The sequence below is a fragment of the Thermococcus sp. Bubb.Bath genome (genome assembly GCF_012027595.1).
In the GTDB taxonomy this organism is placed as follows: Archaea; Methanobacteriota_B; Thermococci; order Thermococcales; family Thermococcaceae; genus Thermococcus.
Window position 1 is genome coordinate 285852 of record NZ_SNUR01000002.1, and the last position, 24299, is coordinate 310150.

Sequence of the window (24299 nt, forward strand, 5' to 3'; positions counted from 1 at the left end):
ACCTTTATAAACCCCTCACCTAATCCCCGACCATGAGCCACTACTACTCAGAAGAGCCAGGAACGCCGCTGAAGACGAAGACGATCGAGGTCTGCATTAGGGGGCACTGTTTCAAGTTTGTCACGGCCAGTGGGGTCTTCTCCTTCGGGAAGATTGACAGGGGCACCGAACTGCTCATCGAGAGTATGGTTCTTAACGAGGGTTGGCGGGTCCTAGATCTGGGCTGTGGCTACGGTCCCGTAGGTATCGTTGTGTCCCGCTTCGTGGATTACGTCGTCATGACCGATGTAAACCGGAGGGCAATCAGCATCGCAAAGAAAAACTTAAAAATCAACCGTGTTAGGAACGCTGAAGTCAGATGGGGGTCGCTTTATGGCCCTGTAAGTGGCGAGAAGTTCAACTCGATAATTACCAATCCCCCCGTCCATGCGGGAAAGGATACTTTGAGGGAAATAGTTATAAACGCACCAAAGCATCTGAACGACGGGGGATTGCTTCAGCTGGTCATTCGCACTAATCAGGGCGCAAAATATATTAAGGCCCTGATGGAGGAGACCTTTACCGAAGTGCGTGAGCTTGCAAAGGGAAGCGGGTATCGGGTGTATGCCGGGATCGCCTAGCCTGGGATGGCGCGGGCCTTGAGAGCCCGTGTCCGCTTGGACACCGGGGTTCAAATCCCCGTCCCGGCGCCAAAATCCTCTATGAAGGATTGATTGGAGGTGTATTGATAATGACCGAGAACTTTAGACATATAGTCCGTGTTGCGGGAGTTGACCTGGATGGGAACAGACCGCTCAGATGGGCCCTCACAGGAATCAGGGGCATCGGGGCCAACATGGCCGCAATAATCTGCCGTGTTGGCGGCTTTGACGAGAACATGAAGACGGGCTATCTGACGGATGAGCAGGTTAAGAAGCTTGAGGGGATAATAGAGAATCCCAGCGCCCATGGAATCCCCGCGTGGGCGGTCAACAGGCCTAAGGACTACGAGACTGGCAAGGACCTTCACCTCATCACGGCCAAGCTCGCTATGGCCTGGCGCGAGGACTTCAACAGGCTCAGGAGAATCAGGTCATACAGGGGCATCAGGCTGGAGCGCGGTCTGCCCGTTAGGGGTCAGAGGACCAGGTCCAACTTCAGGCATGGAAGCACGCTCGGTGTGAGCAGGAAGAAGAAGTGAGGTGGTGTAAATGGGAGACCCAAAGAGGCAGAGGAAGAGGTATGAGACTCCCTCTCACCCGTGGATTAAGGAGAGGCTTGACCGCGAAAGGGTCATCATGAAGAAGTACGCCCTCAAAAACAAGAAGGAGCTCTGGCGCCACGAGACCCAGCTCAAGGAGTTTAGGCGTAGGGCCAGGCGCCTTCTGGCAGCACGTGGAAAGCAGGCTGAAATCGAAAGGGCCCAGCTCCTCCAGAGGCTCAACAGGCTTGGCCTCCTTCCTGCCGATGCCGCACTCGATGACGTTCTCTCGCTCACCCTTGAGGACGTCCTCGACAGAAGGCTTCAAACCCTCGTCTTCAAGAAGGGCCTTGCCAGGACCATGAGGCAGGCCAGACAGCTCATAGTCCACGGCCACATTGAGGTAAACGGTCAGGTCATCCGCTCACCGGGTTACCTCGTCCTCAAGGAGGAAGAGGGCACCATAGTCTACAACAAGAACTCCCCATTTGCCAAGGAGAGCCACCCCGAGAGGGTTGTTATTGAACAGGCTCAGAAGGGTGAGGCCGCATGAGTGAGGAAGTCCAGCAGGTTAACCTCAAGAAGAAGGAGAAGTGGGGAGTCGCCCACATCTACTCCAGTTACAACAACACCATAATCCACATCACCGACATAACCGGAGCCGAGACAGTCTCTAGGTGGAGCGGTGGTATGGTCGTCAAGGCTGACAGGGATGAGCCCTCCCCGTACGCTGCCATGATAGCCGCCAGGAGGGCCGCCGAGGAGGCCATGGAGAAGGGCTTCGTCGGCGTCCACATCAAAGTCCGCGCCCCGGGAGGAAGCAAGAGCAAGAGCCCGGGTCCGGGTGCCCAGGCAGCCATCCGTGCCCTCGCCAGGGCCGGACTCAGGATAGGCCGCGTTGAAGACGCCACCCCGATTCCCCACGACGGCACCAGACCAAAGGGCGGCAGAAGGGGCAGGAGAGTCTGACCCCTTTATAATCTCTTTTTGGTGGTGCCGATGGCCGGAAAAATTGAGTTTGAGGTTCTTGATAAGCGGGCCGACTCCATCAGGTTTATCCTCCGCGGAGTAGATGTTGCCTTCGCAAACGCACTGAGAAGGACGATCCTGGCGGATGTCCCGACCTTTGCCATTGATGAAGTGGAATTCTTCGAAAACGATTCAGCTCTCTTTGATGAGATAATATCCCACAGGCTGGCTATGGTTCCCCTCACCACTCCCCACGAGAGGTTTTCCCTCGATTCCCTTGAGCTTGATGACTACACGGTGACCCTCTCACTTGAATTGGAGGGGCCTGCCGTTGTCTACTCTGGAGACCTCAAGAGTGACGATGAGGGTGTAAAACCGGCTAATCCAGATATTCCAATAGTGAAGCTTGCAGAGGGGCAGAAGCTCACGCTCAACGCCTACGCGAAGCTCGGCCGCGGGAAGGATCACGCCAAGTGGCAGCCGGGGTTCGTTTACTACAAGTACCTCACGCGCCTTCACGTCAGCAAAGAAATTCCAGACTGGGAGGAGATTAAAGCCCTCGCGGAGAAACGCGGTCTCCCTGTTGAAGAAAAGGATAACGAACTAGTGGTCACCACAGTTAAGGCCTTTTACCTCCCGCGGAAATTTGATGCCTACATGGGTGATGGTATCTCTGAGGAGGTAATCCCCGCTACATTCGTCTTTACTGTGGAAAGCAATGGAGAACTCCCCGTTGAGGAAATGGTGACCACTGCGCTCAAGATATTGATGAGAAAGAGCGATAGATTTATAAGCGAACTTCATAAATTAGCCGACTGACGCGGGGGTTGCCGAGCCTGGTCAAAGGCGGTGGACTCAAGATCCACTCCCGCAGGGGTTCCGGGGTTCAAATCCCCGCCCCCGCACTATTTACGCTCACCCCGTCCAACCTGTCGGTTTCCCACCTGTGAGAGAGAATGGAGGTATGCTCATGGTTAAGAGAACAGGACCAACTGACATAAACTTGAGGAGGCTCATCCGGTACCTCCGGAAGAAGTCCAACGAGGAAGAAGTCAAGGTCTGGAAAGACATCGCCTGGCGCCTTGAGGGTCCCAGGAGGCAGAGGGCTGAGGTGAACATCAGCAAGATCAACCGCTACACTAAGGACGGAGACACCGTCATCGTCCCAGGGAGTGTTCTTGGGGCAGGAAAGCTTGAGCACAAGGTCGTTGTTGCCGCATGGAAGGTCAGCGAAGCTGCCAGGAAGAAGATAGTCGAGGCCGGTGGTGAGGTCCTCACTATTGAGGAGCTCATTGAGAGAAACCCGAAGGGTAGTGGAGTAATCATAATGGAGTGATGGGCCATGAGGATAATTAACGCTGAAGGACTCATACTCGGAAGGCTTGCCTCAAAGGTTGCCAAGATGCTCCTTGAGGGTGAGGAGGTCATCATAGTCAACGCTGACAAGGCCGTTATCACCGGCAACCGCGAGGACATCTTCGCCAAGTACAAGCAGAGGACAGAGCTCAGGACGAGGAGCAACCCAAGGAAGGGACCGTTCTACCCGAAGAGGAGCGACGAGATCGTTAGGAGAACCGTTAGGGGCATGCTCCCCTGGAAGACCGACCGTGGAAGGAGGGCCTTCAGGAGGCTCAAGGTTTACGCAGGTGTTCCAAAGGAGTTCGAGGGCAGGGAGTTTGAGACCGTTGTTGAGGCCCACAGCTCCCGGGTTGGAACTCCCAAGTACGTTACCGTCGGTGAGGTCGCCAAGTTCCTCGGTGGAAAGATCTGAGGTGAGAGAAAATGAAGGTCATTCAGACTGCTGGTAAGAGGAAGACGGCCGTTGCGAGGGCCACCATCAGGGAAGGAAAGGGGCGCGTCAGGATCAACCACAAGCCCGTTGAGATCATCGAGCCGGAGATAGCCCGCTTTGCCATCATGGAGCCTCTGGTCCTTGCCGGCGAGGAGATCGTGGGCAAGGTCGACATCGACGTCAAGGTCGAGGGTGGCGGCTTCATGGGACAGGCCGAGGCTGCCCGCGTTGCCATAGCCAGGGCCCTCGTTGAGTGGACCAACGACATGAACCTGAAGGAAAAGTTTATGAAGTACGACAGAACAATGCTCGTCGGTGACAGCAGGAGAACCGAGCCCCACAAGCCCAACCGCTCAACAAAGGGTCCGAGGGCCAAGAGGCAGAAGTCCTACCGCTGATGCCTTTCCTTTAAAAATTTGAGGTGATACGGGTGATAGTTCCCGTCAGGTGTTTCACTTGCGGTCGCGTGATAGGCGACAAATACTACGAGTTCAAGGAGAGGGTTGAGAAGGGCGAAGACCCTGAGAAGGTCCTCGACGACCTCGGAATTGAGAGGTACTGCTGCAGAAGGACCCTCCTGAGCCATGTGGAGCTCATAGATCAGGTAATGACGTACAGAGTCTACTGAAAAAACCGCACTTCTTGAGGGGCCGTGGGGTAGCTTGGTCTATCCTCCCGGCTTGGGGTGCCGGAGACCCGGGTTCAAATCCCGGCGGCCCCACCAAAATTTGCACTGGTTGGTGTTGATAAGGGCAAGGGTGATGGTAATGTTCAGGTATACCCGCTTTGAAAAGGCCAGGATAATAGGAGCGCGGGCCCTTCAGATAGCGATGGGCGCACCCCTACTCGTCAACATACCGGAGGGTGCCACTCCCCTCCAGGCCGCCATGATCGAGTTTGAGAAGGGCATTATACCAATAACCGTTGTAAGACCGAGCTGATGCGAGATGACGGTGATAGAGAACATAGTGGGCAGGGTTGCCCTCCTCCGGGGCGGTAGGTACTCCGTTGAGGTAGACGTAGTAACCGATTCGGGCTTTGGCCGATTCGCCGCTCCAGTTGACGATAACCCTTACATGTACATAGCAGAGGCCCACCGGGCAGTCAGCGAGGTCGACGAGATCATAGGGCCGGAGCTGATAGGTTTCGACGCGAGCGAGCAGGAGCTCATTGACAGTTACCTATGGGAGATCGACGGGACTGAGGACTTCAGCCACATCGGGGCCAACACCGCTCTCGCAGTCTCTGTAGCCGTTGCCAAGGCCGCCGCAAGCTCCAAGAAAATGCCCCTTTACAGCTACATCGGTGGCACCTTCACAACCGAACTGCCCGTTCCGATGCTTAGCCTCCTCTCAACGGGGGACTTCGACTACTATGTGCTCGCGAGGGACATAATGGAGATTACCGACGCGGTTGATGCCGCGGTCAAAATACTGAACCGGCTCGGAAATGGCAACGTGAACGTGGAAGGACTCTCAAAGATAACAGAGGAAGTTGGAGCCGAGCTGGGCCTTGAAGTATCCCTTGGCCTTGTCCAGAAGGCCGGTCTTGACGTTGATTCGCTCCTCACGATGGTTGAGGACAACAACGTCTCCTACATAAAGCCTATAGGCGATGAGGAGCTCTTCCTTGAGCTCATAGCGAGTACCCACGGGGTGTTCGTAGACGGTGAACACCTCTTCAGGGAGAAGGGCATCCTTGACAGGAGGTACTACAACGCCCTCTCCATAAAGTCTATAAACTTTGGAACGCTCACAGACCTCTACAATCTCATTAATGATGTTAAGTCTGAGCGCATAGTTCCAATCCTGGCCGAGGCCAGGTATGAATCTGCCGACGAGGCCCTTCCGCACCTGGCCGTTGGCTTGAAGTGCCCGGCGATGGTGGTTGGAAGGGACTCCGTGGCGAAGCTCAATGAGCTTAACCGCATAGCGGAAGACCTCGGTGAAAGGGGTCGGTTGGTGACGTTTGAAGGATAAAGGAGGTTGAGAAAATGGAGGAGTATCTGGTTCCGCTCGATCAGTACCTTGCCGCCGGTGTCCACATCGGCACCCAGCAGAAGACCCAGGACATGAGGAAGTTTATATATCGCGTCAGGCAGGACGGTCTCTACGTCCTTGACGTCAGGAAGACCGACGAGCGCCTGAGGGTCGCCGGCAAATTCCTCGCCAGGTTCGATCCTGAGAGCGTTCTCGCCGTCAGCGTCAGGCTCTACGGTCAGAAGCCTGTCAAGAAGTTCGGTGAGGTTACCGGTGCCAGGACAATACCCGGCCGTTTCCTTCCAGGAACTATGACCAACCCACAGGTCAAGAACTTCATCGAGCCGGACGTTCTCGTAGTCACTGACCCAAGAGCAGACCACCAGGCTCTGAAGGAAGCCGTTGAGATAGGAATACCCATAGTTGCCCTCGTTGACACCGAGAACTTCCTGAGTTACGTTGACCTTGCCATCCCGACCAACAACAAGGGGAGGAAGGCCCTGGCGCTCATCTACTGGATCCTCGCCAGGGAGGTTCTCTACAACAGGGAGGAGATTGAGAGCAGGGAGGACTTCAAGATCCCGGTTGAGGACTTTGAGATGAGGATAATCCGCGGCTGAGGGCAAGTTTTTTAATCGCCCTTCCTACATCATTTGCGCGGGGGTGCCCGAGCCTGGCCAAAGGGGGCGGACTTAAGATCCGTTGCCGTAGGGCTACGCGGGTTCGAATCCCGTCCCCCGCACCAAAGCTTTAAAAATGGATCCGTGTAGGTTGAGACGGTTTAAGATCATGAGGTGATTCACGATGGCGAGATTTCCGGAAGCTGAGGCAAGGATCTTCAGAAAGCTTGTTTGCATGCGCTGCGGTGCCACAAACCCGTGGGGCGCAAAGAAATGCAGAAAGTGCGGCTACAAGGGCCTCCGCCCGAAGGCAAGGGAGCCGCGCGGTGGAATGGGACGCTGATGAACCTTTCTTTTTAACTTTAGCATTTCATTCTCCCTTCAGTTTTGCGAGTGTCTCTTCGAGGAATTTAACTCCCTCTTCTAGGAGGGTCTCCCCCTCAGGCGTTAGCCTGTAGTACTTTCTTGAGGGCTTTCCGTTCTCACTCTCCTGCCATTCTGCGGTAACGTACCCGTCCTTTTCCAGCTTATAGAGAACGACATATGAGCTGACTGTTGCAGGTTCAAATCCGAAGGCATCCTTTATCTTCTGTTTCAGTTCGTACGCGTACATGGGTCTCTCCTTTAGAAGCCTTAAGATGTAAAGCCAGAGAACTTCCTTTGTTATCTTGCTCCTGAGTCTCTCCATGGGTGTGGACATGCTATCACCTTCTTATTGTGCTATGAAATATTTCAGCTCCGTATAATTTAAGGTTTTGGGAAATCCTTTTATTCAGAGCGGCATAAAGAAGATTGGAGGTGGTGGTATGAACTTTGATCTGGACGGGATGACTGGCGACCTTGGAGTTGGTGCCGTTACTGGGTTTATAACCGGATACGCACTCAAGAAGTTCATCAAGATAGTCACCGCCATCATTGGGGCGTATATTCTCAGCTTGTTCTGGCTCCAGCAGAAGGGAGTTATATCAATAAACACCGACAAACTCTTCAACCTCAGTGGTAGTGTTACCCAGCAGGTTGTTAGCCTCGGACAGAAGGTCGTGGGAATACTTCCTGGAACTACTGCTTTCGTAGCAGGGTTCTATTTTGGTTTTCAGAAGGGCTGAATCTTTGGTCCCTTAAATTTTGAGGCGAATTTCACTTTTAGCGTGGATTTTAATTTCTGATATTTGCTGGGTTCCTTTAGTAGTGAAAGTAGCGCTGAAGCTTTTTCCAAAAGCTTCACTAAAGAAACTTTGTGGCAGAGTTTGATCAAAATGCTCCTCTCATAAGGAGGAGTGGTAATCATGCACTGTCTGTGACCCCTTAGAAAAGGGTTTAACTTTAAAATCAGCCTTTCAAGAGGTTTGCTTTTTGTTCTGGCGTCCGAAGGCGCTTTGTATGGAGCAAACACTTTAAACTGGCTAATAATGAGTAAACCCGTCCAAAAACTCACATTTTCAGAAAAACACACTATTTTCCGCCATCTGTTAAGGACGCTTGAACGATAGTGAAAGCGGCGCTGAAACTTTGCTTGCAAAGTTTCATCAAAGCTTGTGGTTCTTGTCAAAAGTGATACGTTCAGGGATTTTCCCCGGAAACTTGTCATTCCAGTTGTGAATTCAGTTTTTAGAGGGCTTGTTCTCTGTGAGTTTGCTTGTTAATCGACGCCCGAAGGGCGTCAAGGAGGGGAAAACTCCTTTAAAAAAGCCAGTGCTTGTTTAATTCTATTTCAAGAGATCTTTTTAGAATGAAAATCCGCGTAGAAAAGCCATTTTAAAGGAACCACGAGCCTTGATCAAACTTCGCGCAGGCGAAGTTTGTTGTAATGGTGCGGTGGCCGGGATTTGAACCCGGGCCAGCGGCGTGGCAGACAATAAAGCCACAAAAGCGGAGCAGCAGCAAAACAAAGCTCACAGCAGAGCTATTCAAAGCAATAGCGGAGCGCAAAGCAGAATTCAACAAGTGGATCAAAACAACAAGCCTACAAGAAAAGCAAAAGCGGAACTACAGCAAAGCAATAAACAGAATCATGATCCTGTACGACCTGAAAAAAGCCCTGAAAGGCTCCAAAACCGACAGACTGGCACTGAGAAAATTCATAAAATTCCTCCACGAAAAAGGGTACATTGACCCCATAGAGTACCAAGAACTCAAACAAATCATACAACTCCCAAAATCAGGAATCAACACTTACATCTATACAAACGAGGACATAAAACAAGTACTCTCATCAACAACAGACCCCACAAAGAAACTCTACCTCCAACTCGTCATAAGCTCAGGACTACGCCGTTCACATGCACGTATCGCCTTCAACCGCCTCGCAACAGGCACGGAATTCAAAAAACTCGGCGACATTGCCGTACTTGACCTATTCATCTCCCACGCCTCAAAAAGAGCATTCGTATGCGTATGTCCCGCCAAACTCGCAGAAAAGATACAACAGCACGGCAAAAAATTATCAGAGAACCAAGTTCACAAACTGACCCAAAAAGGCATAAAATTCAATGCAATACGAAAATGGTTCTACACAACCGCTCGCCGCCTGGAGATACCCCCAGACATTGTCGATTTCTGGCAAGGAAGGGCAATAAAAAACATCGGCGCAAAACACTACCTCGACATGCTCGAAATGACGAGAAAGTACTACCCCCACCTCCTCAAAGAACTCCGAAAATTTTATTACGATTAAAGTACGTAATATCGGGGCATCCTTACGGGTGCCCCTACGTGAATTACATATGGGAGGAGGTCGAGCATATGGGGGTAGTACTCCTGGAGATAAAAGGATTGCGGAGCGACTACACGGCAGCCCTTCAGAAATTCGCCAGCATAGTACAGGAAGCAGAACAGTGGAGGTGGGTAGCATGATGCCAGCGTACAAACTCAAAGAACTCATCAAACAAAAAGAAGACGAACTATTCTGGAAACGATTCGACGCCAATGCAATCCTCAGCGGAGAAACAGAACGCCTGGAAGGAGAAATCAAGATACTCAAACGCCTCTACTGGGAGATGATGACGGAATGAAGATCAAAACAGACGACCTCATCACACTCGCCGACGCCATCACAGTACTCAACGACGACGCAAACGACGAAATTGACATCATTTACCGCAGAAAAATCGCTACCCGCCTCGAAGAACTCTACTGGAGGGCATTGAACGCATGGCACGAGCAATTCTCCTCATCGAGAAGAGCATACCAGAACCCACACGCAAGCAGATCATAGGCCTCTTCCAGAAAGTTGACAACTGGAAAAACTTCCGGTACGTCGTCATTGCATGGCTCGCGTACTTTTACTACCGCAAGAACAAGCGACTGAGGCTTATACCCCTGTCTGTCAGCATTGCCGCCGCCCTCTTCAAGAAAAAGCCGAAAGAAATAGAAGACATGGAGGATTTTGAGGTGATTCCCCTCTCGTGACTTTTCTTTTTTCTTTTTTCATCTCTCTTTTGCCATATTGATACAAGAGTCTATACCAGTACCAACAATAAGCAACCTTTATTTCAACATTGTAGTAGTACAAATGGCCACTCCGGAGTGGCAGTGAATACGGTACTGGCCTTGAACCCGTGACTTCGTATGGCCGGGTCCTATGACCCTATGACTGGGCCCGCGGGCCACCCCCTTACACTTTATCTCATGTAAGGAAAAGAAAAGAGACTTCAACCCTTCCTGAGCTCTTCCACCTCAATCTGAAGCTGTTTGAAAGTCTCCAGCAGATTCTCATACTCCATATCCGTCATAGACCCCTCCTCAGCCTTGATCTCAATAGTAACCCTCTCGAACTTTGTCTTCAGCAACTTCAACGCCCTCACAAGATCCGCCAATCCACCAGTACCAGGTCCAAAAGCGAGGCGTAAATGTACCTCCCCAATGCCTCCCTGAGCCTCAGCCTTCTCTTCAGCTTTCTCCTGAGCAGGCAAAAGCACAGTCTGACCCCTCTTTACCTCCGGAGGCTTCCACTCTCTGGGCGTAGCTCCAGCTTCGCTTCCAGCTATAGCTTCCTGCTGAGCTACAGCTGAAGACCCAGCCTCTGCAATTGCTTCAGCTTCACTCTTTGCCCTTGCCTTCAGCTCCTCGCAGTAGTCCTTGCGTACAATGACCTCATTATCCTCAAGAGTTACCGTTGGCTTCTTCCCAAGGTACTCACAAGTAACCTCCTCACCAGAGAGGTACCCCCACCCAAAGCGACCCTCACCTACACCCTCTTTTATTGCCTCCACAAGTACCGACTTGCCCTTCAACAGAGGCATCCCCGGAGTCCTGAGGAAACTCTCATATAGGGCCTTTGTCGAGACGTACTCCTTGCCATCCAAGTACTTCATCTCTATCACTATCGGAGCTATCTTCTCAACCAGCTTGCCCTCGTCCTTGAGCTTCTCATAGACAAGCTCCTCAATGGTCTTCTTGACACCCACAGGCTTCATCCCAAGATCAAGCTCCTCGTACCCTCCCCTCGCTGGGAGGAGGATAACCCTGTAAAGCTCGGCAATCTTCTGAACGATATCCTCACGAGCCCTCTTCAGATTCTCCTTTACGTCCTCCTTCTGCTCCGATGTAAGCTCCAGCGAGCCTCTCTTCGTTCTTTCTTCGATAGTCTTCCATGCGAGGTACCTACGTACCAACCTATTGAAGCTGGCTCTTTCCGTTTCTCTCGGAACGAGGAATATGAGAGTGTTCTTGTAAACCCTCTCAGTACCACCATAGGACTGTAGTATCTGCAGAACCTTCTCCTTATCATGTTCACGCAGAACCACAAGCTTCAAGTTGGGATCATTATCGGGAACATCAGAAGGTTTGGTTGGCCATAAGTACACTTTGAAGTGCTTGCCCTTCAGTTGCCCTTTCAGCAACTCATACTCAACTTCCCCTATCTGCTCATCACTCACGTTGTTCATCTCATCAACGACCAGCTTGTTGAGGCTCGGCTCAAGACTGAAGTAGTACCTCCCATCCCTATAGTGGAGATAGAGAAGATTGTCTTTGAGATAGAGAATGGCATCACCCACAATACTGCTCGAATACCGAGTGTCAGCGCAGGAGAGTTTTATCTCCTTCGTCGTGGCTCCTTTCACTTCTCCGCCAGAGAAGGAGTACATGAAAATCGTTGTGGCGGCCCGAGTTCCTATCCTATAGTGCTCGTACGACTCCCCAACCATCTTATCAACTTTCTTCGCTCCGGAATTTGGAGAGAGAATGTCAGCGTCAAGAACTGAGTAGTACCGGCTCTCACCTATGATGTCAATAAGCTCGTCCCTGAGAGTCTTGACGCTCAAATCAAAGTCAGAGAGCCGTATGAATGGTACATCCCTTCCCATGAGGGAGTGTACCACTATTGAGAGAAGCCTCAGCACACCCCTCGTTCTCTGGAACTTGGGCAGACTTCCCCAGCGGTGATAGAGAACGTCAATAACCTCCGGCTGGAAGGGATAACTCCTCAAGAACCTCTGACGGTACTGATAAGCAGTAAGCCCCTCCGGAATCAGACCCTCGTTGTCAAGATAATCAACGACTGCCTTCACCACGGCCTCTGCCTCAGCCTCGTTTATCCTCTTGAAAAGCCTCGTCCTTATGACATCGTGTACCTCTTCGTCTTGAACAGGAGTGAACACCTTCTGAGAGCGTCCAACGATCTTCTGAAGCTTCTGGAAGTACTCCTCAGCCTTTTCCGAGTAGTGCTCCAAAATGCTCGATGGAAGAGTCATGACGAGCAGAACCCTATCAGTGGACTTCGCAACCTCAGTAAGCTCATGAATGAATGCAAGGGTCTGATCAGCCAAAGTTGTCTCACCAACGACAACACCAGCGGCCTTCACCATGTACTCAAGGAGTTCATCAATGAGGATCAGTACCGGAGCTTTCTCTTCGAGAAGCTCTGAGAGCTTCATCTTGCCTGGAGAGACCTCTCCCCTGAGAAGGCTTACCTTACCAGTAAGCTGTCTCTCAAGCTCCTCCCAGAGAATTACCTCCTTCGCATCGAAGGCCGTACCATCAAGAACGACAACGTTCGCCCCCCACTCATGGGCCTTATGATACAGCGCTATGAGCGAATGTGTTTTACCCCCGCCAAACGGCGTCTGAAGCTGGATTACTGCATCCCCCGTACCTTCTATAAGCCGCTTTCTCGCTATTTCAATGAGGTCACTCAAGCCCTTCGTGAGATAAGTCCTCTCCCAGAAGAGCTGTGGGTTCCTGTAATCCTCCGGCCCCTTATTCTGGTACACACTCCATAGATCCGCCGCAAAAGTATCAAGGGTGAACTTCCCTTCCTTTATGTCCTCATGAGGAATGGCAATCTGATAAAACGGCTTCAACTCCATGGTTACACCTCCAAACCGTTATACCCAAGACAGTATTTGAGTTTTCCGGTCACGTTCCCATAACTTGCCGTACCCTACCAATAAAGCCCCTCCTCCTCATAATGACCTTGTACAACTTCTCCGCAATAACCTTCTGCGGGTACCGTGAATTCAAAACCGTCGCAGCCCTTGCGTCAATTACCGCGTAGGATACCATAATTCTTCTCAAGCTCATTGAGAGAAGCATAAAGAAAACTCGTTTTTCCAATTCTCCTCGACCCGGTGATTATGAAAAACCTCCCTTCCTTTTCAATTGCATCAATAAAGCTCAAGTACTCGGCTTTCCTTCCAAACAGCTCATCAATTGATGTCTTTGGCTGAGTATCAAACAACATTTATGGACACCCCCTATAATGGGGGACGTCCAAGGGGGCACATAAACGTTGTGACCGATGAGCCAAAGACCCGACAACAATCCAACGTAGGAAAGCATTTGTGAGGCATATACGGTATTGAAGGTATGGAAGATTTATAAGTACCTTATCGGAATAGCAAACAGTGATAATCATGGAGTCCCTCAACACCAGTCAGACCCACTGGTCACTTCCCGACGTGATGGTGGAGAAATACAGCGACGACCTTCTCATGGGGGTACTCGATGCTATAAATCCACGCTTTTCTGCCATCCCGTACGTGAGAAAGAAACACCAGACCCACCGATTCCGTACACTCCTCCGTCTGAGGGAACTCCTGGATGAAAAGCGAGATGCCATTATTTCCAGGATAACAGAAGTTCTGCCCAAGGAAGCGAGCAGAATGCACTACCTCAAAGCTCAGGCAGAGGTCATAAAAATCTTTGAGGAAGAGCTTGAGGACGTTATGGACGAGATAGACGAGCTTATGAGAATACTGAACGAGAAAGAACTCAAGAACTCCATAAGAACCGACATCAGAAGGCAGATAGGCCTTCTGAACTCAATGAGGGATAGTATCCTCGAAATAGCTTCAGATCCCGATATCCCGGATGAAGTGTTTGAGAAGTACATGACACTCGATCAGGGCATAGCCCTTCTCATCAAACTGTACGAGAGAATGCTCGAAGACTGGAAAAACCCAGAGCTCTCGATATACATCCTCATGCTCAGCCTCAGAATACTCGCAATACTCAATGGCAAGCTTGAGCATCTCCCACTTCTCAGAAAGGACATAGTAGAAATCGCCCCAGAGCTTGAGAGAACTGCAAGCCCAGAGGAAATCGAGGAACTCATAAAACTGGTGGGGAAGGAATGGCCAACTTCGTCGACACCAACATCGTAGTAGCAAGGCTCCTTGAAACTGATCCAAATCATGAACTCGTTGATAAGTTCTCTCAAACGCACAGGATGATAGTTACTGATGCAATTTACCAAGAACTCCGCCAGACATTTTATGAAAAAGCCTTCAGCGCGCTCACAAAACTCAAAAAGGCCATGAGTAAGGCAAACAAAATGAAATTCGAGAGCGAAGAAGAAGAGATAAAAACCATACGAGAACTCACCCTCCAGATTTGCAGGGAGACAGAACCCCAAATCCTCAACTTCTGTGAGTACATTGTTGATGTCGCCGAGAGAAAGGGTCTTCTCCTCATCAGAAAGCGGGTAAACCTTCTCAAGGAAATGAACGACTTCATAATCGAACAGATGGCAAAGATAGACAGGTTCGTGGGCAATATAACAAAGATAGACTTTCAAAAGGAGGAACTCGAATCCGCAATAGACATTTACGACGAGGTACGAGCCAAATTCAAAGACGATTACGACGCTCTCATATTCAGCGAGGCCGTCATGTTCTCAAGCAAAACGGATGAACCCTGTACACTTTACACACTCGACAAAAACTTCGCAAAAACCGCCCAGAAAGTTCTTGAAGAGCTGAAAGCCGAAAACCCAGAGATAAAGCTCCGAGTGGTCTATCTCGCCGATGAAATTGAAAAAAGAGACGAATAGAAAAATCAGCCCTGTATAAACTTCTCAATAGTCGCCTGCTTCTCCGGCTCTTCCTCACCGTTGAACAGCGAGTAGTCCCCCTTCTCAATGGCCCTCCTTATGTGCCCCCTTCCAGCCAGGAACCCATCAAGGAGCTTTTTCTCCTTGCTGTCCTTCGGAAGCACCTCGCTGATGACCTGAGCCACCTTGAAGAATACATCCTTCTCGCCCCAGCCAGTTTCGGCGAGCAGACCAATCATCTCTCTCTTCCTGTTCGCCTGCCAGAGGAGCAAAGCCTTATGGAGTACGTCAATGAGGTCATTGCCCTTTATCTCCTTCAACTTCCTGTCCTGCGGGCCGAGAACCCTGATGAACTCTTTTTCCTTCACTATGAACCCCCTGTTCCACTCCTTCTCAAGGTCAAGGCCGACCGAAGTTGCGAGCTTCCTCGCCTCGTCGAAAGCCACCTTCGCCTCCCCGTACGTCCAGCGCCAGAGTACATAGAACTTCGTGAGCGGGGAAAGCTCGGCGGAGATATCCTCCCTGAGAACCTGCCTTATCGCGTAGTCGCTGACTATATCGCGCACGAGCTGGAGCAACCTGTCGCCCCTTATCTCGTTGCCCTCGTAGTCGAGAACCTTCTCGTACTTGCCAAAGACCTCGATGGCCGAGCCTATTGCTGAGATGAAGAAGTCTGCACCGCTTATGCCCTCCTTCCAGAGCTGGTCAAGCTTTTTCTCAAGTGTTTCCCTGAGCTCTTTCTTGACCTCATCGAACCAGCCAATGCCCTCTTTCTTGATTTTACGGGCGACTATGTAGATTGATGAGGCGAGGGCGGCTGATTCTTTGGCTCTGAGTCTATTTGCCATCTCAGTATGAATAGGCCATGAGGCAGTTGGTACCAAACCAGAGTCAAGGAGAGAGTTTATGAGTGTCTCCCAACCTTCCGTTGTCTTATGGGCATAAACAAGCACGAGAATTCCGTTCGGCTTGAGGACGCGGTGGATTTCTCTGAGTGCCTGTTTCATTCCCTCTTCAAAGTACCTCTTTGCGGCTTCCCAGTCCTGATTCTGGGTGTAGGCAACGAGTTCCTTGCTCTTCGGTGTGAGCGGTGTCATGAACAGCTCCGGATAAAGGTCTCCGATGGTGCGCTTGAGCCAGACGTAGAAGAAGTCACTGAGGTAGGAGTAGGGTACGTTGTCATAGTACGGCGGGTCAGTAAAGACGGCATCGAAGTGGTTATCTGGGAAGGGGAGTGACGTTGCCGATGATTGAGAAACATGAGCGGGAATAGACGATGTGAAGGATAGATGCTCAATAGTTTCCAAGTAATAGGATATGCCAGTAACCACACTTCCTGTTGAACCACTGAATGGATTTACTTCTGGGCAATCCCACATCATTGGAAGAGCTTGCCTTGAGAATAGCTGTTTTATCGCCTCTGACGTATTTTCCCATCTTGTGAGGGTATTTGTGAATGCGGCTGCCATATCTACAATAAGTGCCAGATACGTCACTACTGCTTTCGCATACTCTTCATCATAGCCCTCTTCAAGCATTTTTTCGTACGCTTTCCGTACTTTCTCGACGAAGGTTATCAGAGCGAGCTTCTGCCTATCGTTGAAGAGGTCGCCCCATGTGTTCATTCCATAGTTCCTCACCGAGAAAGCCCTTTCGGCTCCCCGCCCTCTTCCCTCGGGTGTTGGTTCATCAGGTACCGGATCAATCCCCCATTCCTCCATGAGCTTTGCCCTCTTCTCCTCAAGGTACCGCTTCGCTTCCTCGTACGCTTGAACGTCCTTCTCAGTTGGTAGACGGTAGATTTTGCCCCTCTTCTCCGGGTGGTACAGGACAACGGCCACCATTCTCTGGCCGGCCTTTCCTTCACGGAAGAGCTTCCGAGTAGTGTTTGCATCGTGGGTCATGCCGCAGACCGGGCAGGTAACCTTTGCCCCCTTCACGGTACCCTTTGACGGGTCAAAATCCTCGGGCATTGGCTCATAGCCATCGCCCACCATCTTGAACTTCACTTCCTTACCATCAACGTACGGGTACAGGGCCACCTTCTTGTTGTTCTTCTTTGCGAGCCAGAACTGTCTCGTGAGGGGTATCTCGGCACCGCACGCTGGGTTCTGGCACTTTATAGTTCTCGCCCATATGTAGCCAACGGGAATGTACCCATCTTCGTCCTTGGGATAGAAGCGCTCAAGCTCCTTCCTTGCCTCCTCAAGAACCCACTCGCCCCACTTCTTGACGTCCCTCACGAGGTCGTAGTTCTTCTCCTCTTTCTTTCCGGAGACCCACTCGTCGAGCGCTCCCTTCTTTTTCTTCCCGTACTTCTGTGGGTACTCAAGGACAGCCTTCAGGATGAGAACGGCAACGGGGTTGTAGTCCATTGCGTATGTCTCAAGCCCGAGACGGAGGGCCTCAAGCGGAATTGAGCCACCACCAGCGAACGGGTCGAGAACCCTCGGCCTCTCCTGACTGGGGTCGTTCCTTATCTGCTTGAAGTACTCCAGTATGTCTTCGCGGGCTTTTCGTATAACCTCCTCATCGAGAGAGTTTTCCCACTTCGAGAGCTTTGCTATGAACTTCTTTTTCCTCTCGATTTCGGCTTCGTCTTTTGGTGCCGGAATGAGTGCGGCGTAGTTCGTGGCTCTGGATGAGGCAAGCGGACGCCTTGCCCACCAGATGTGGAGCGTCGAGATGTGGCCGTGCCTTATGTTCTTTTCTCTTGCTGACTCTTCACTCACGGACTTGACCGGGAAAGCAACCTCGATAAAACGCTTATCATTCATTTCTATCTTCCTCCTTCTCTATTTCATTGGAAACAGCGTTTTCAAGCTTTTGAATCTCGCTTTGAGTGTGGAAAGTTATCCATCTCACCTTCTTGTTTTCGATGAGCTCTTTGATCTGCTTCTCCCTTTTGGTGAGCGTCTTGGTTTTTCCGCTCTTTACCTCGATAAAGATTACCTCCTCCGGGTTTCCCTCTTCGAGTCCCTTGAACGCTATGAAGTCTATCGGGGTACCGATAAAGCGTACGTCCTTTGGATTTATCCTGTAGTTGGAGAACATCAGTAGTGGCGCGAGTTGCTCTCCAACACGCCCAAGAATTGTCGAGGAAGAGCGTGAGATTGCATCCTTTCTTATCTCCTTCTCTGCCTTCTGTTTCCACTCCTGGAGCTTTACTTCGTACTCTTTCCTCAGGTTTTCCTCCAGAAGCCCCAGCTTGGTTTTGAACTCGGTATTCTCTCTTATGAGTTGCTGGTTGTTTCTCCATAGAACCAGTACTATCATGGCCAAAACAACGACCAGAGTCAGTAGAACCAGGGTCTCAACTCCCATTTTGCCGCCTCCTCAAACTTCAACTTTTTCACCCTTCTTCCTCCATTCCTCCACGGGAACTTTGAACCTGATCTCGTACTTCTCAACGACCTTGAGAGTGTGAGTGGGATCACGGATTATGTAGAGGGTCGGCTTTTCGGCGGCGTACGCAACCACGTAGAGCCAGTACTTGTCGCGAAGCCTCTTTGCGGTAACGTACTCGTTCCAGGTGAGCTCAACGTCTCCGAGGTGTGCTCTCGCCTTTACCTCGATGTGCCGCTTTTCGCCGTTCCCCTTTGAGTAGATGTCATAGCCGAGGTTCTCCTTTGATACATCCCTTGGCTCCCTCCCGTGCTTCCTTTCGTACTCCATCGCTATCTGCATTCCAACCTCTTCTATTGCCGGGTCTTCGCCCATTTCCCCTCTGGGGAGTACGTAAATGGCCCCTATGAACACGGGCGGCCGCACCATGAGGCTTGTTTCCCTGGCTATCCTTTCTGGCAGTTCCTCAAGGGCACGCCTGTACCGGTTCAGTCTCTCCTCTATGTTCCTTATAGTCAGCGCGTACCTCTTCCTATCCTCTGGCGGCAGGAGTTCGTACTCGGCCAGCTTGTAGTCGAGGTCGTCTATGAGCTTCCTGAGGGACTTCATACCGTACTTCTTCTTTATCTCTGCCTGCCTCTTCCTTTCTTCGAGCAGTTTGTTCTTGTAGTCTTCGAGGGCTTTCAGGGCGTAGATCATTGCGCTCTCCCTTCTACTGAACTCGATGCTCACTTCGGGAGAGTCTTTCGCAGGTTCGAGGTCCCAGATTATCTTCGGGTCTATGACCTCGAAGTTCTCTCCATCGTCGTAGATGGCAACGAGGGTTTTTCCTGCGGTCTTGTTGAAGCCGTCCTGTACCTCCCCCTCAAAGAACCAGATGGTACCGTGGAGCCTGTTCCTGGGGTCGTAGAAGACCGCCCCACGCTGAAGCTCTTTGAGGTACTCTTCCTGCACCCACTCACGGAGGGCCTCAAAGAGTGGATGCCCAAAGGACACGAACTCCACGTCGTCTCTCTTTTCGGAAATGGCCTTATCGAAGGTTATAGCCTTGTACGAGCGCTCGACTATCCCGTACCCTTTCCTCTCGCTTATATCACGGAGAACTCTCGGTGTTCTCTCGATGGAGTAAATGTGGGGTTCCTTTTCTCTTACCCTTGCGTTGAGGCGCTTCATAGCCTTGAGGAAGAAGAGTTCAAGGTACTCCGGGGACAACCTGTTCTCCTCGGCCTTTTCGAGGAGTTGCAGTATCCTACTCAGGTCTATGTGTTTCGTGGCAAGGCTTTCCCCAAGAAGCTCCTCGGCCTTCTGAGCGACTTCTTCTGGCTGGAGTTTTGGCTCCTCTTCCTTCAGTACGCTATCGGGGTCTCTGAGCATGACGGCAACTTCGGAGAGGAGTGTATAGAGGTTCTCTCCGTCCAGTAGCTCGCCAACAACATCGAAGACTTTATCACCGAGTGCTCTTCTTATCTCTTCTATCTTGAGTAAGAGTCTTTCGAGTACCATGCCCTCTCTTGTGTTCTTGGCCACGAAGTTGAAGATATGGACGGGGTACTTTTGCCCGTACCTGTGAACCCTTCCAATCCTCTGTTCGAGCCTGTTGGGGTTCCAGGGGATGTCGTAGTTTATGAGCAGGTGGCAGAACTGGAGGTTTATGCCCTCGCCGGCTGCTTCAGTTGCGACCATTACCTGCGCCCACTCTCGGAAGTCTTTCTCACGTTGTATCCTTGTGTCCATGTCCATCTCGCCGTGAATGAAGGTGACTTTGTATCCCCACTCTTGGAGTTTGTTCACAAGGTACTCAAGGGTGTCCTTGAACTCCGTGAAGATGAGGATTTTCTCGTCTTTTCCATGCTCCCTCGCAATGAATTCAAGGGTCTCTTTGAGCTTTCTGAGCTTTGTTTCTTCTTCCTGAGCTATAAGCTCCTCACTCATGTGAATAAGCTCGTCAAGAGTTCTTATTTCGGCCTCTATATACTTCCGTTTCTTGACGAGGGGGAGACCCTCAAGCTTCATCTCGGCCTTCCATCTCTCCCTTTCCTCTTCGTCTTCAAGCTCAAGGAGGTCCTCAAAGGTAAGCTGTATCGGGCCAGCCTCAAGTTCTCCGCTCTGGAGGTATTCTATGAGCCGGGCTTTTCGCCTTCTGAGGGACTGGAGGAGAGCGTACGTACTCGATGCGAATCTTCTCTGGAGTATTACCAGGGGAAACACGATGCTTCTCTTGCTTCCTTCGAGTACTGTGTACTGATAATGGAGGTACCGGGAGAGGTCATTATAGAGCCGAACCTCCTTGTCGGTGAGGCTGAACGTTACCGTGTGAGAGTACCTCTGCTTGAATATCTTCTTTCCCTCAAAGTCTATGAGGTCCTCCTTCATGCGTCTGAGGAAGATTGGGTTCTCGTTGTTCCGGATTGCTTCGAGGAGTATCTCTTTGTCGCTGAAAAGCCCTGGAACGAGGAGATCGAGCAGGAGGCGGAAGTTCTCAGGGTCTCCTTTGTGAGGGGTAGCCGTGAGAAAGAGCATGTGGGTGGAGTTCTTTGAGAGTACCTCGCCGACCCTGTACCTTTTCGTACGATGTACCCTCTTCCCAAAGCGGTAGGCGGCCATCTTGTGGGCTTCGTCCACTACCACGAGATCCCAGTCCACGTTTTCAAGGCTCTTGAGGATGTCTTCCTGCTTGAGAAAGTCTATGGACGCTATTACTTGCTTCTCGCGCCTCCAAACGTCGGTGGTGGTTCTGAAAATCTCCCTGTTGACGATGGTAAACTCTTCCTGGAACTTTTCCTTCATTTCTCTCTTCCACTGAGGCACAAGGTGGCCGGGAACGACGATGAGAATCCTCTCAGCGAGTCCTCTGAGTTTGAGTTCCTTTATCACGAGACCAGCCATGATGGTCTTTCCTGCACCGGGGTCATCGGCGAGGAGGAAGCGTATTTCCGGGTTCTTGAGTATGTAATTGTAAACGGCATCGATCTGGAAGGGTAGGGGGGCTATTTTTGAGACGCTCACGGCGAGTATTGGGTCGTAGAGCGAGGCGAAGTAGTACCGTTCTCCCTCGATTGCAAGGGCTACGGCTTCCGGGTCGCCCTTGAAGTCGAGGGGGTTTGTGATGATCTCAATCTCTTCGAAGTCCGCGGGTGTCAGGATGAAGTAGTCGGGCTCACGGGAGTTCAGGTAGTGGCCGGCTACCATGATTGTGTCTCTCTGAGCCTGTACCATTCCGACGAGAAACGGTTCTTTCCATTTCGTACTTTTGAGGATATACCCTGGTTTTATCTCCGTACTCATGAGCACCAACCTGGTGGGGTTTTCTACTTTGAGGGATAAAAGGGTTATGGATTTTCTTGTGTGGAGATTGATGGCGTCTATCCTCACCTGGTAAAAATGGTTGACTTGAGGATTCTCTGGTTTCTGAAGAGATCTTTGGAGCAATTCTCCTCATTTGAAGTGCTCGGCGATAGTTGTAAGTTCGTATTTGATGTAATCTTTGAATCTCTTCTCATCGAGAATTATGAATGGGGCCTTTGTTGGGTCTGTTATGAGTCTCGAAGTTATTCCTCTGTGATTCATATCTGCCAGGATTTCAGCCATAAGCTTATCCGGTATCTCCAACAGTCTTACCATTTCATCATATACTTTCCTCGCCGTTTCTGGGTGAACGATTTCTTGAACATTCAGTAGCACATAAAACGCCACAAAGCGTTGTGCATAGTATCCAAGCGGTCCAGGGGCCTTTGTTCTTGTTATGAAGTACTGAAAGATCTCAAGGGGTGCTTTGTATACTCTGTATAAGGGTGTCCCCTTTGAGTCATATTCAGTGTCCACTATGGCAAGGCCATACTGTTCAAGTTCTCTAAAGAAGCGGAGGGTGTCCTCCCTCAGTGCAGTATCCACAAGGAATCTTGAGAATAAGAGAATAACCGGGGGCTGTGCCACTTCATCTTGGAGGGGCATATACTCCAAATCATAGACATTGTATCTACCGAGTAGCCTTGTTCTCTTTGCCGCTTCTATGATCGGGTCATCTCTCGGTAAATTGCGGGCTGCTTTTGGCTTGAATATTGAATCTTCCTCCGCAATAACATACTCCACTACATATATTGGCGGATTATACCATAATGATCCGTATAATATTGTCCAGAGCTTGTCACCATACCTGCGAATAAGCTCATTCAACTCAGGTTTGTGTTCCTCGATTGCCTTGAGAATAAGTTCATGCCCGACTTTCCTCCCACGTTCTGTTGGTACCGCAATGCCTTTTCTGTGGTATCCAGTTCCCTCACGAGTTATTGTAATGAGGTTCAGGCGCTGGAGTATTGAGACTATTTGTGGTTTTATATTTGCACTCTCATACTCGTTTGGGGCTGTTGGCCCAGTCATGGGATTATAATGAACTCTTACTTCGACTGTTAGATTTCCTGAAATGTAAATTCTTCTGATTGCATCGAGGACTTCATTTGAAAAGTTTTCGAGACCGTAGTCCTGAAGTTCGTCAATGACCTTATCCACTTCATTGGTGCCCTCTACAAAAACTTCAGGCGGCTTTTCGATTTCTTGACTGAAATAGTATGGGTGGTCTGGAGGTATCCCAAGATCACGGCGAAGTTCGTGCTCAAACAGCTCGGGTGGTAGGACTTTTATACGTTTTCCGTTCACAACTACCTCATCGACCGTTTTCGAGGGACTGAGGGTAATAATGTAGCAGTAATCGTAGTTGTTCATGGCGAGTTTATTGGCATCCCTTGCCACATCGCCAGTATCTACAACCTCGACTCCAACACTCGTGTTACTTTTTTGGCCTACAACGTCAGTTCTTCCCATACCGCCCTCAGGTATCCTTGCAGGGGCCTCTGTTCTTGCAGTAAAACCATAGAAACGAAGAATGTTCACTACTGCGTCCTGCACAGAATTATGGATAGAATATTCGTTATACATGTTCTTCATCCCCTTCACATATTGGCAGGTTCATTGTTGGATATGCTCATTGAGGATATAATCTTTTCTGGTGCCTATTTCTGGCAATGGCTCTCTCTTTATTTGGAGTTTCATTTTTTGTTCGTTCCTATGTGTCAAAAATGTGCGTTTCCGTAATTTTGTATCAAAATATTGACAAGATACATTTTTGAATCATTGAATCTACAGATTACTATATTTTTGATATATCAATGCAAAACTTTATATCGATGTTTATGATACATAGTATGGGGAGAAGTCATGACAGTTTACGTTTACCTTCGGGTAAGTACGGACGAACAGGACATAGAGAGCCAAATGGAAAGCGTAAAGCGCTGGTTATCAGAAAAGGGTATTGGAGAATTCAAGATCGTCAAAGATGAAGGTGTTTCTGGGGGTATTCCAACCAAGAAACGGCAAGGGTTCTCTTACATACTGAATGAGGCAGAAGATGGGGATATAGTGGTAGTTTCTGAACTTACACGCTTGGGTCGCTCCCTCAGTGATGTAATACTCACGTTGAACGAGCTGACCTCGAGGGGAGTTCGGATCGTCTCAGTCAAGGAAGGGTTGGATAGTACGAGTGATCCGATGCAATTCAAGGTTATGACGACTCTGTTCGCTCTTTTTGCTGATCTTGAGCGTGAATTCATAAGAAAGCGTACAATGGAGGGATTACAGCGTGCAAAAGCGCAGGGAAAACGGCTTGGGAGACCTCCTCTTTTGGACGAGAGCAAACTCATCACAGTCGTTGAGTTGTACCAGAAAGGATTTTCTGCCCGCAAAATAGCGGGTATTCTGGAGGTCAGTCCCAGTACTGTGAGTAGGGCCATTCGAAGACTCAGAGAGCAGGGTATTCTGGATGAGCAGAGGGTTGTGAGAGTGAACCGGGAGAAGCTCAAGGAGGTGATTGGCAGTGACTGAGAGTGAGTTGAGAGAAGAGCTGGATGAGCTCCGTAAGGAAATTTCCAAGCTTCGGAAAGAGATTGCTGATCTCAAGGGTGGCGCTGAATGGGCGGATGACCAGTTTGAGAACCATGAGGCAAGGATAAGAACGATTGAGAAGATTCTGGACGTGACTTACGATGAAGAGGCGGGACAGTACAAGAGCAAGTACTTGAATAAGCTGTACGGGATGATAAAGGGGCTTGAGCGTAGAATAGGCACTCATAAGCGGGGGAAGTAGTGGGGA

At 50.3% G+C, this 24299-nt stretch carries 29 protein-coding genes and 4 tRNA genes; 26 read left to right on the forward strand and 7 right to left on the reverse strand.

The window, feature by feature from the left end; genetic code table 11:
• The first annotated feature begins 32 nt into the window (after window positions 1–32).
• The 17 genes from E3E29_RS06785 (at window position 33) to E3E29_RS06865 (ending at window position 6883) form a co-directional block, all read left to right on the forward strand.
• The gene (locus E3E29_RS06785) at window positions 33–620 is read left to right on the forward strand and encodes a class I SAM-dependent methyltransferase (RefSeq protein ID WP_167910203.1); all 588 of its coding nucleotides are present in this window, start codon (window positions 33–35) and stop codon (window positions 618–620) included.
• Window positions 606–692: transfer RNA gene (locus E3E29_RS06790), tRNA-Ser, on the forward strand. Before E3E29_RS06785 ends, E3E29_RS06790 begins: the two co-directional genes overlap by 15 nt.
• A 38-nt stretch (window positions 693–730) precedes the next feature.
• On the forward strand, window positions 731–1180 hold the full coding sequence (locus tag E3E29_RS06795) for a 30S ribosomal protein S13 (RefSeq protein WP_167910204.1): 450 nt from the start codon (window positions 731–733) through the stop codon (window positions 1178–1180).
• Window positions 1181–1190: 10 nt separating this feature from the next.
• Complete coding sequence (locus E3E29_RS06800; RefSeq protein WP_167910205.1) at window positions 1191–1733, forward strand: 30S ribosomal protein S4; 543 nt, start codon at window positions 1191–1193, stop codon at window positions 1731–1733.
• Window positions 1730–2149 (forward strand): 30S ribosomal protein S11, encoded by a 420-nt coding sequence (locus tag E3E29_RS06805; protein ID WP_167910206.1) that lies wholly within the window; start codon window positions 1730–1732, stop codon window positions 2147–2149. The genes E3E29_RS06800 and E3E29_RS06805 overlap by 4 nt, the downstream gene beginning before the upstream one ends.
• Window positions 2150–2179: 30 nt before the next feature.
• On the forward strand, window positions 2180–2968 hold the full coding sequence (locus E3E29_RS06810; RefSeq protein ID WP_167910207.1) for a DNA-directed RNA polymerase subunit D: 789 nt from the start codon (window positions 2180–2182) through the stop codon (window positions 2966–2968).
• Between the two features lies 1 nt (window position 2969).
• Window positions 2970–3054 (forward strand) — tRNA-Leu (locus tag E3E29_RS06815).
• Between the two features lie 65 nt (window positions 3055–3119).
• A complete protein-coding gene (locus E3E29_RS06820) occupies window positions 3120–3485 on the forward strand; it encodes a 50S ribosomal protein L18e (RefSeq protein ID WP_167910208.1) in 366 nt (121 codons plus the stop codon).
• A gap of 6 nt (window positions 3486–3491) precedes the next feature.
• Window positions 3492–3920 carry a 50S ribosomal protein L13 gene (rplM, locus tag E3E29_RS06825; protein WP_167910209.1) on the forward strand — a complete coding sequence of 143 codons (429 nt, stop codon included), beginning with the start codon at window positions 3492–3494 and terminating at the stop codon, window positions 3918–3920.
• Window positions 3921–3931: 11 nt separating this feature from the next.
• Entirely contained in the window at window positions 3932–4339 is a 408-nt protein-coding gene (locus tag E3E29_RS06830; protein ID WP_167910210.1) for a 30S ribosomal protein S9, read from the forward strand.
• A gap of 32 nt (window positions 4340–4371) precedes the next feature.
• Complete coding sequence (locus E3E29_RS06835; protein WP_167910211.1) at window positions 4372–4569, forward strand: DNA-directed RNA polymerase subunit N; 198 nt, start codon at window positions 4372–4374, stop codon at window positions 4567–4569.
• A gap of 18 nt (window positions 4570–4587) precedes the next feature.
• A tRNA-Pro gene (locus tag E3E29_RS06840) sits at window positions 4588–4665 on the forward strand.
• 43 nt (window positions 4666–4708) lie between these two features.
• A complete protein-coding gene (locus E3E29_RS06845; protein WP_167910316.1) occupies window positions 4709–4882 on the forward strand; it encodes a DNA-directed RNA polymerase subunit K in 174 nt (57 codons plus the stop codon).
• Between the two features lie 6 nt (window positions 4883–4888).
• Entirely contained in the window at window positions 4889–5920 is a 1032-nt protein-coding gene (locus E3E29_RS06850; RefSeq protein ID WP_167910212.1) for a hypothetical protein, read from the forward strand.
• Window positions 5921–5934: 14 nt separating this feature from the next.
• Complete coding sequence (rpsB, locus tag E3E29_RS06855) at window positions 5935–6540, forward strand: 30S ribosomal protein S2 (protein WP_167910213.1); 606 nt, start codon at window positions 5935–5937, stop codon at window positions 6538–6540.
• Window positions 6541–6577: 37 nt separating this feature from the next.
• A tRNA-Leu gene (locus E3E29_RS06860) sits at window positions 6578–6665 on the forward strand.
• 59 nt (window positions 6666–6724) lie between these two features.
• Entirely contained in the window at window positions 6725–6883 is a 159-nt protein-coding gene (locus tag E3E29_RS06865; RefSeq protein ID WP_167910214.1) for a 50S ribosomal protein L40e, read from the forward strand.
• A 27-nt stretch (window positions 6884–6910) separates the two neighbouring features.
• On the opposite strand, the gene E3E29_RS06870 is transcribed toward E3E29_RS06865, so the two are convergent.
• Complete coding sequence (locus E3E29_RS06870) at window positions 6911–7240, reverse strand: PadR family transcriptional regulator (RefSeq protein WP_167910215.1); 330 nt, start codon at window positions 7238–7240, stop codon at window positions 6911–6913.
• 106 nt (window positions 7241–7346) lie between these two features.
• On the opposite strand from E3E29_RS06870, the gene E3E29_RS06875 reads away from it, so the two are divergent.
• The 5 genes from E3E29_RS06875 to E3E29_RS06895 all read left to right on the forward strand — a co-directional run bounded on the left by E3E29_RS06875 (window position 7347) and on the right by E3E29_RS06895 (window position 9948).
• The gene (locus E3E29_RS06875; protein ID WP_167910216.1) at window positions 7347–7646 is read left to right on the forward strand and encodes an FUN14 domain-containing protein; all 300 of its coding nucleotides are present in this window, start codon (window positions 7347–7349) and stop codon (window positions 7644–7646) included.
• A gap of 701 nt (window positions 7647–8347) precedes the next feature.
• On the forward strand, window positions 8348–9214 hold the full coding sequence (locus E3E29_RS06880) for an integrase (protein ID WP_167910217.1): 867 nt from the start codon (window positions 8348–8350) through the stop codon (window positions 9212–9214).
• Between the two features lie 38 nt (window positions 9215–9252).
• The gene (locus E3E29_RS06885) at window positions 9253–9393 is read left to right on the forward strand and encodes a hypothetical protein (RefSeq protein ID WP_167910218.1); all 141 of its coding nucleotides are present in this window, start codon (window positions 9253–9255) and stop codon (window positions 9391–9393) included.
• Window positions 9390–9551, forward strand: a complete 162-nt coding sequence (locus E3E29_RS06890) for a hypothetical protein (protein WP_167910219.1) — start codon at window positions 9390–9392, stop codon at window positions 9549–9551. The genes E3E29_RS06885 and E3E29_RS06890 overlap by 4 nt, the downstream gene beginning before the upstream one ends.
• Before the next feature lie 139 nt (window positions 9552–9690).
• Window positions 9691–9948, forward strand: a complete 258-nt coding sequence (locus E3E29_RS06895; protein ID WP_167910220.1) for a hypothetical protein — start codon at window positions 9691–9693, stop codon at window positions 9946–9948.
• Between the two features lie 242 nt (window positions 9949–10190).
• Here E3E29_RS06895 and E3E29_RS06900 read toward each other — a convergent pair whose 3' ends face one another.
• Window positions 10191–12848: an ATP-binding protein gene (locus E3E29_RS06900; protein ID WP_167910221.1), complete on the reverse strand. Its 2658-nt coding sequence runs from the start codon at window positions 12846–12848 to the stop codon at window positions 10191–10193.
• Window positions 12849–13021: 173 nt separating this feature from the next.
• Window positions 13022–13222, reverse strand: a complete 201-nt coding sequence (locus E3E29_RS06905; RefSeq protein ID WP_240922798.1) for a hypothetical protein — start codon at window positions 13220–13222, stop codon at window positions 13022–13024.
• Window positions 13223–13394: 172 nt separating this feature from the next.
• Between E3E29_RS06905 and E3E29_RS06910 the strand changes: the two genes are divergently transcribed.
• Window positions 13395–14144, forward strand: coding sequence for a hypothetical protein (locus tag E3E29_RS06910; RefSeq protein WP_167910317.1), 750 nt, complete (start codon window positions 13395–13397; stop codon window positions 14142–14144).
• On the forward strand, window positions 14114–14812 hold the full coding sequence (locus E3E29_RS06915; RefSeq protein ID WP_167910222.1) for a hypothetical protein: 699 nt from the start codon (window positions 14114–14116) through the stop codon (window positions 14810–14812). Before E3E29_RS06910 ends, E3E29_RS06915 begins: the two co-directional genes overlap by 31 nt.
• A gap of 5 nt (window positions 14813–14817) precedes the next feature.
• Here the strand turns inward: E3E29_RS06915 and E3E29_RS06920 are convergent, their stop codons facing one another.
• The 4 genes from E3E29_RS06920 to E3E29_RS06935 form a co-directional block, all read right to left on the reverse strand.
• On the reverse strand, window positions 14818–17544 hold the full coding sequence (locus tag E3E29_RS06920) for a DUF1156 domain-containing protein (protein ID WP_394352981.1): 2727 nt from the start codon (window positions 17542–17544) through the stop codon (window positions 14818–14820).
• Between the two features lie 37 nt (window positions 17545–17581).
• The gene (locus E3E29_RS06925; protein WP_167910224.1) at window positions 17582–18136 is read right to left on the reverse strand and encodes a Holliday junction resolvase-like protein; all 555 of its coding nucleotides are present in this window, start codon (window positions 18134–18136) and stop codon (window positions 17582–17584) included.
• Between the two features lie 12 nt (window positions 18137–18148).
• Window positions 18149–21442: a helicase-related protein gene (locus E3E29_RS06930; RefSeq protein WP_167910318.1), complete on the reverse strand. Its 3294-nt coding sequence runs from the start codon at window positions 21440–21442 to the stop codon at window positions 18149–18151.
• A gap of 150 nt (window positions 21443–21592) precedes the next feature.
• Window positions 21593–23098: a hypothetical protein gene (locus E3E29_RS06935; RefSeq protein WP_240922799.1), complete on the reverse strand. Its 1506-nt coding sequence runs from the start codon at window positions 23096–23098 to the stop codon at window positions 21593–21595.
• Between the two features lie 270 nt (window positions 23099–23368).
• On the opposite strand from E3E29_RS06935, the gene E3E29_RS06940 reads away from it, so the two are divergent.
• Complete coding sequence (locus E3E29_RS06940) at window positions 23369–24031, forward strand: recombinase family protein (protein WP_167910225.1); 663 nt, start codon at window positions 23369–23371, stop codon at window positions 24029–24031.
• The gene (locus E3E29_RS06945; protein ID WP_167910226.1) at window positions 24024–24293 is read left to right on the forward strand and encodes a hypothetical protein; all 270 of its coding nucleotides are present in this window, start codon (window positions 24024–24026) and stop codon (window positions 24291–24293) included. The genes E3E29_RS06940 and E3E29_RS06945 overlap by 8 nt, the downstream gene beginning before the upstream one ends.
• The last annotated feature ends 6 nt before the right edge of the window (window positions 24294–24299 follow it).

Bases quoted from the DNA above. Each gene is read 5' to 3' on its own strand.
- E3E29_RS06785 (WP_167910203.1), top strand. From the start codon at position 33: ATGAGCCACTACTACTCAGAAGAGCCAGGAACGCCGCTGAAGACGAAG.
- E3E29_RS06795 (WP_167910204.1), top strand. From the start codon at position 731: ATGACCGAGAACTTTAGACATATAGTCCGTGTTGCGGGAGTTGACCTG.
- E3E29_RS06800 (WP_167910205.1), top strand. From the start codon at position 1,191: ATGGGAGACCCAAAGAGGCAGAGGAAGAGGTATGAGACTCCCTCTCAC.
- E3E29_RS06805 (WP_167910206.1), top strand. From the start codon at position 1,730: ATGAGTGAGGAAGTCCAGCAGGTTAACCTCAAGAAGAAGGAGAAGTGG.
- E3E29_RS06810 (WP_167910207.1), top strand. From the start codon at position 2,180: ATGGCCGGAAAAATTGAGTTTGAGGTTCTTGATAAGCGGGCCGACTCC.
- E3E29_RS06820 (WP_167910208.1), top strand. From the start codon at position 3,120: ATGGTTAAGAGAACAGGACCAACTGACATAAACTTGAGGAGGCTCATC.
- rplM (WP_167910209.1), top strand. From the start codon at position 3,492: ATGAGGATAATTAACGCTGAAGGACTCATACTCGGAAGGCTTGCCTCA.
- E3E29_RS06830 (WP_167910210.1), top strand. From the start codon at position 3,932: ATGAAGGTCATTCAGACTGCTGGTAAGAGGAAGACGGCCGTTGCGAGG.
- E3E29_RS06845 (WP_167910316.1), top strand. From the start codon at position 4,709: ATGTTCAGGTATACCCGCTTTGAAAAGGCCAGGATAATAGGAGCGCGG.
- E3E29_RS06850 (WP_167910212.1), top strand. From the start codon at position 4,889: ATGACGGTGATAGAGAACATAGTGGGCAGGGTTGCCCTCCTCCGGGGC.
- rpsB (WP_167910213.1), top strand. From the start codon at position 5,935: ATGGAGGAGTATCTGGTTCCGCTCGATCAGTACCTTGCCGCCGGTGTC.
- E3E29_RS06865 (WP_167910214.1), top strand. From the start codon at position 6,725: ATGGCGAGATTTCCGGAAGCTGAGGCAAGGATCTTCAGAAAGCTTGTT.
- E3E29_RS06870 (WP_167910215.1), bottom strand. From the start codon at position 7,240: ATGTCCACACCCATGGAGAGACTCAGGAGCAAGATAACAAAGGAAGTT.
- E3E29_RS06875 (WP_167910216.1), top strand. From the start codon at position 7,347: ATGAACTTTGATCTGGACGGGATGACTGGCGACCTTGGAGTTGGTGCC.
- E3E29_RS06880 (WP_167910217.1), top strand. From the start codon at position 8,348: ATGGTGCGGTGGCCGGGATTTGAACCCGGGCCAGCGGCGTGGCAGACA.
- E3E29_RS06890 (WP_167910219.1), top strand. From the start codon at position 9,390: ATGATGCCAGCGTACAAACTCAAAGAACTCATCAAACAAAAAGAAGAC.
- E3E29_RS06895 (WP_167910220.1), top strand. From the start codon at position 9,691: ATGGCACGAGCAATTCTCCTCATCGAGAAGAGCATACCAGAACCCACA.
- E3E29_RS06900 (WP_167910221.1), bottom strand. From the start codon at position 12,848: ATGGAGTTGAAGCCGTTTTATCAGATTGCCATTCCTCATGAGGACATA.
- E3E29_RS06905 (WP_240922798.1), bottom strand. From the start codon at position 13,222: ATGTTGTTTGATACTCAGCCAAAGACATCAATTGATGAGCTGTTTGGA.
- E3E29_RS06910 (WP_167910317.1), top strand. From the start codon at position 13,395: ATGGAGTCCCTCAACACCAGTCAGACCCACTGGTCACTTCCCGACGTG.
- E3E29_RS06915 (WP_167910222.1), top strand. From the start codon at position 14,114: ATGGCCAACTTCGTCGACACCAACATCGTAGTAGCAAGGCTCCTTGAA.
- E3E29_RS06925 (WP_167910224.1), bottom strand. From the start codon at position 18,136: ATGGGAGTTGAGACCCTGGTTCTACTGACTCTGGTCGTTGTTTTGGCC.
- E3E29_RS06930 (WP_167910318.1), bottom strand. From the start codon at position 21,442: ATGAGTACGGAGATAAAACCAGGGTATATCCTCAAAAGTACGAAATGG.
- E3E29_RS06935 (WP_240922799.1), bottom strand. From the start codon at position 23,098: ATGAAGAACATGTATAACGAATATTCTATCCATAATTCTGTGCAGGAC.
- E3E29_RS06940 (WP_167910225.1), top strand. From the start codon at position 23,369: ATGACAGTTTACGTTTACCTTCGGGTAAGTACGGACGAACAGGACATA.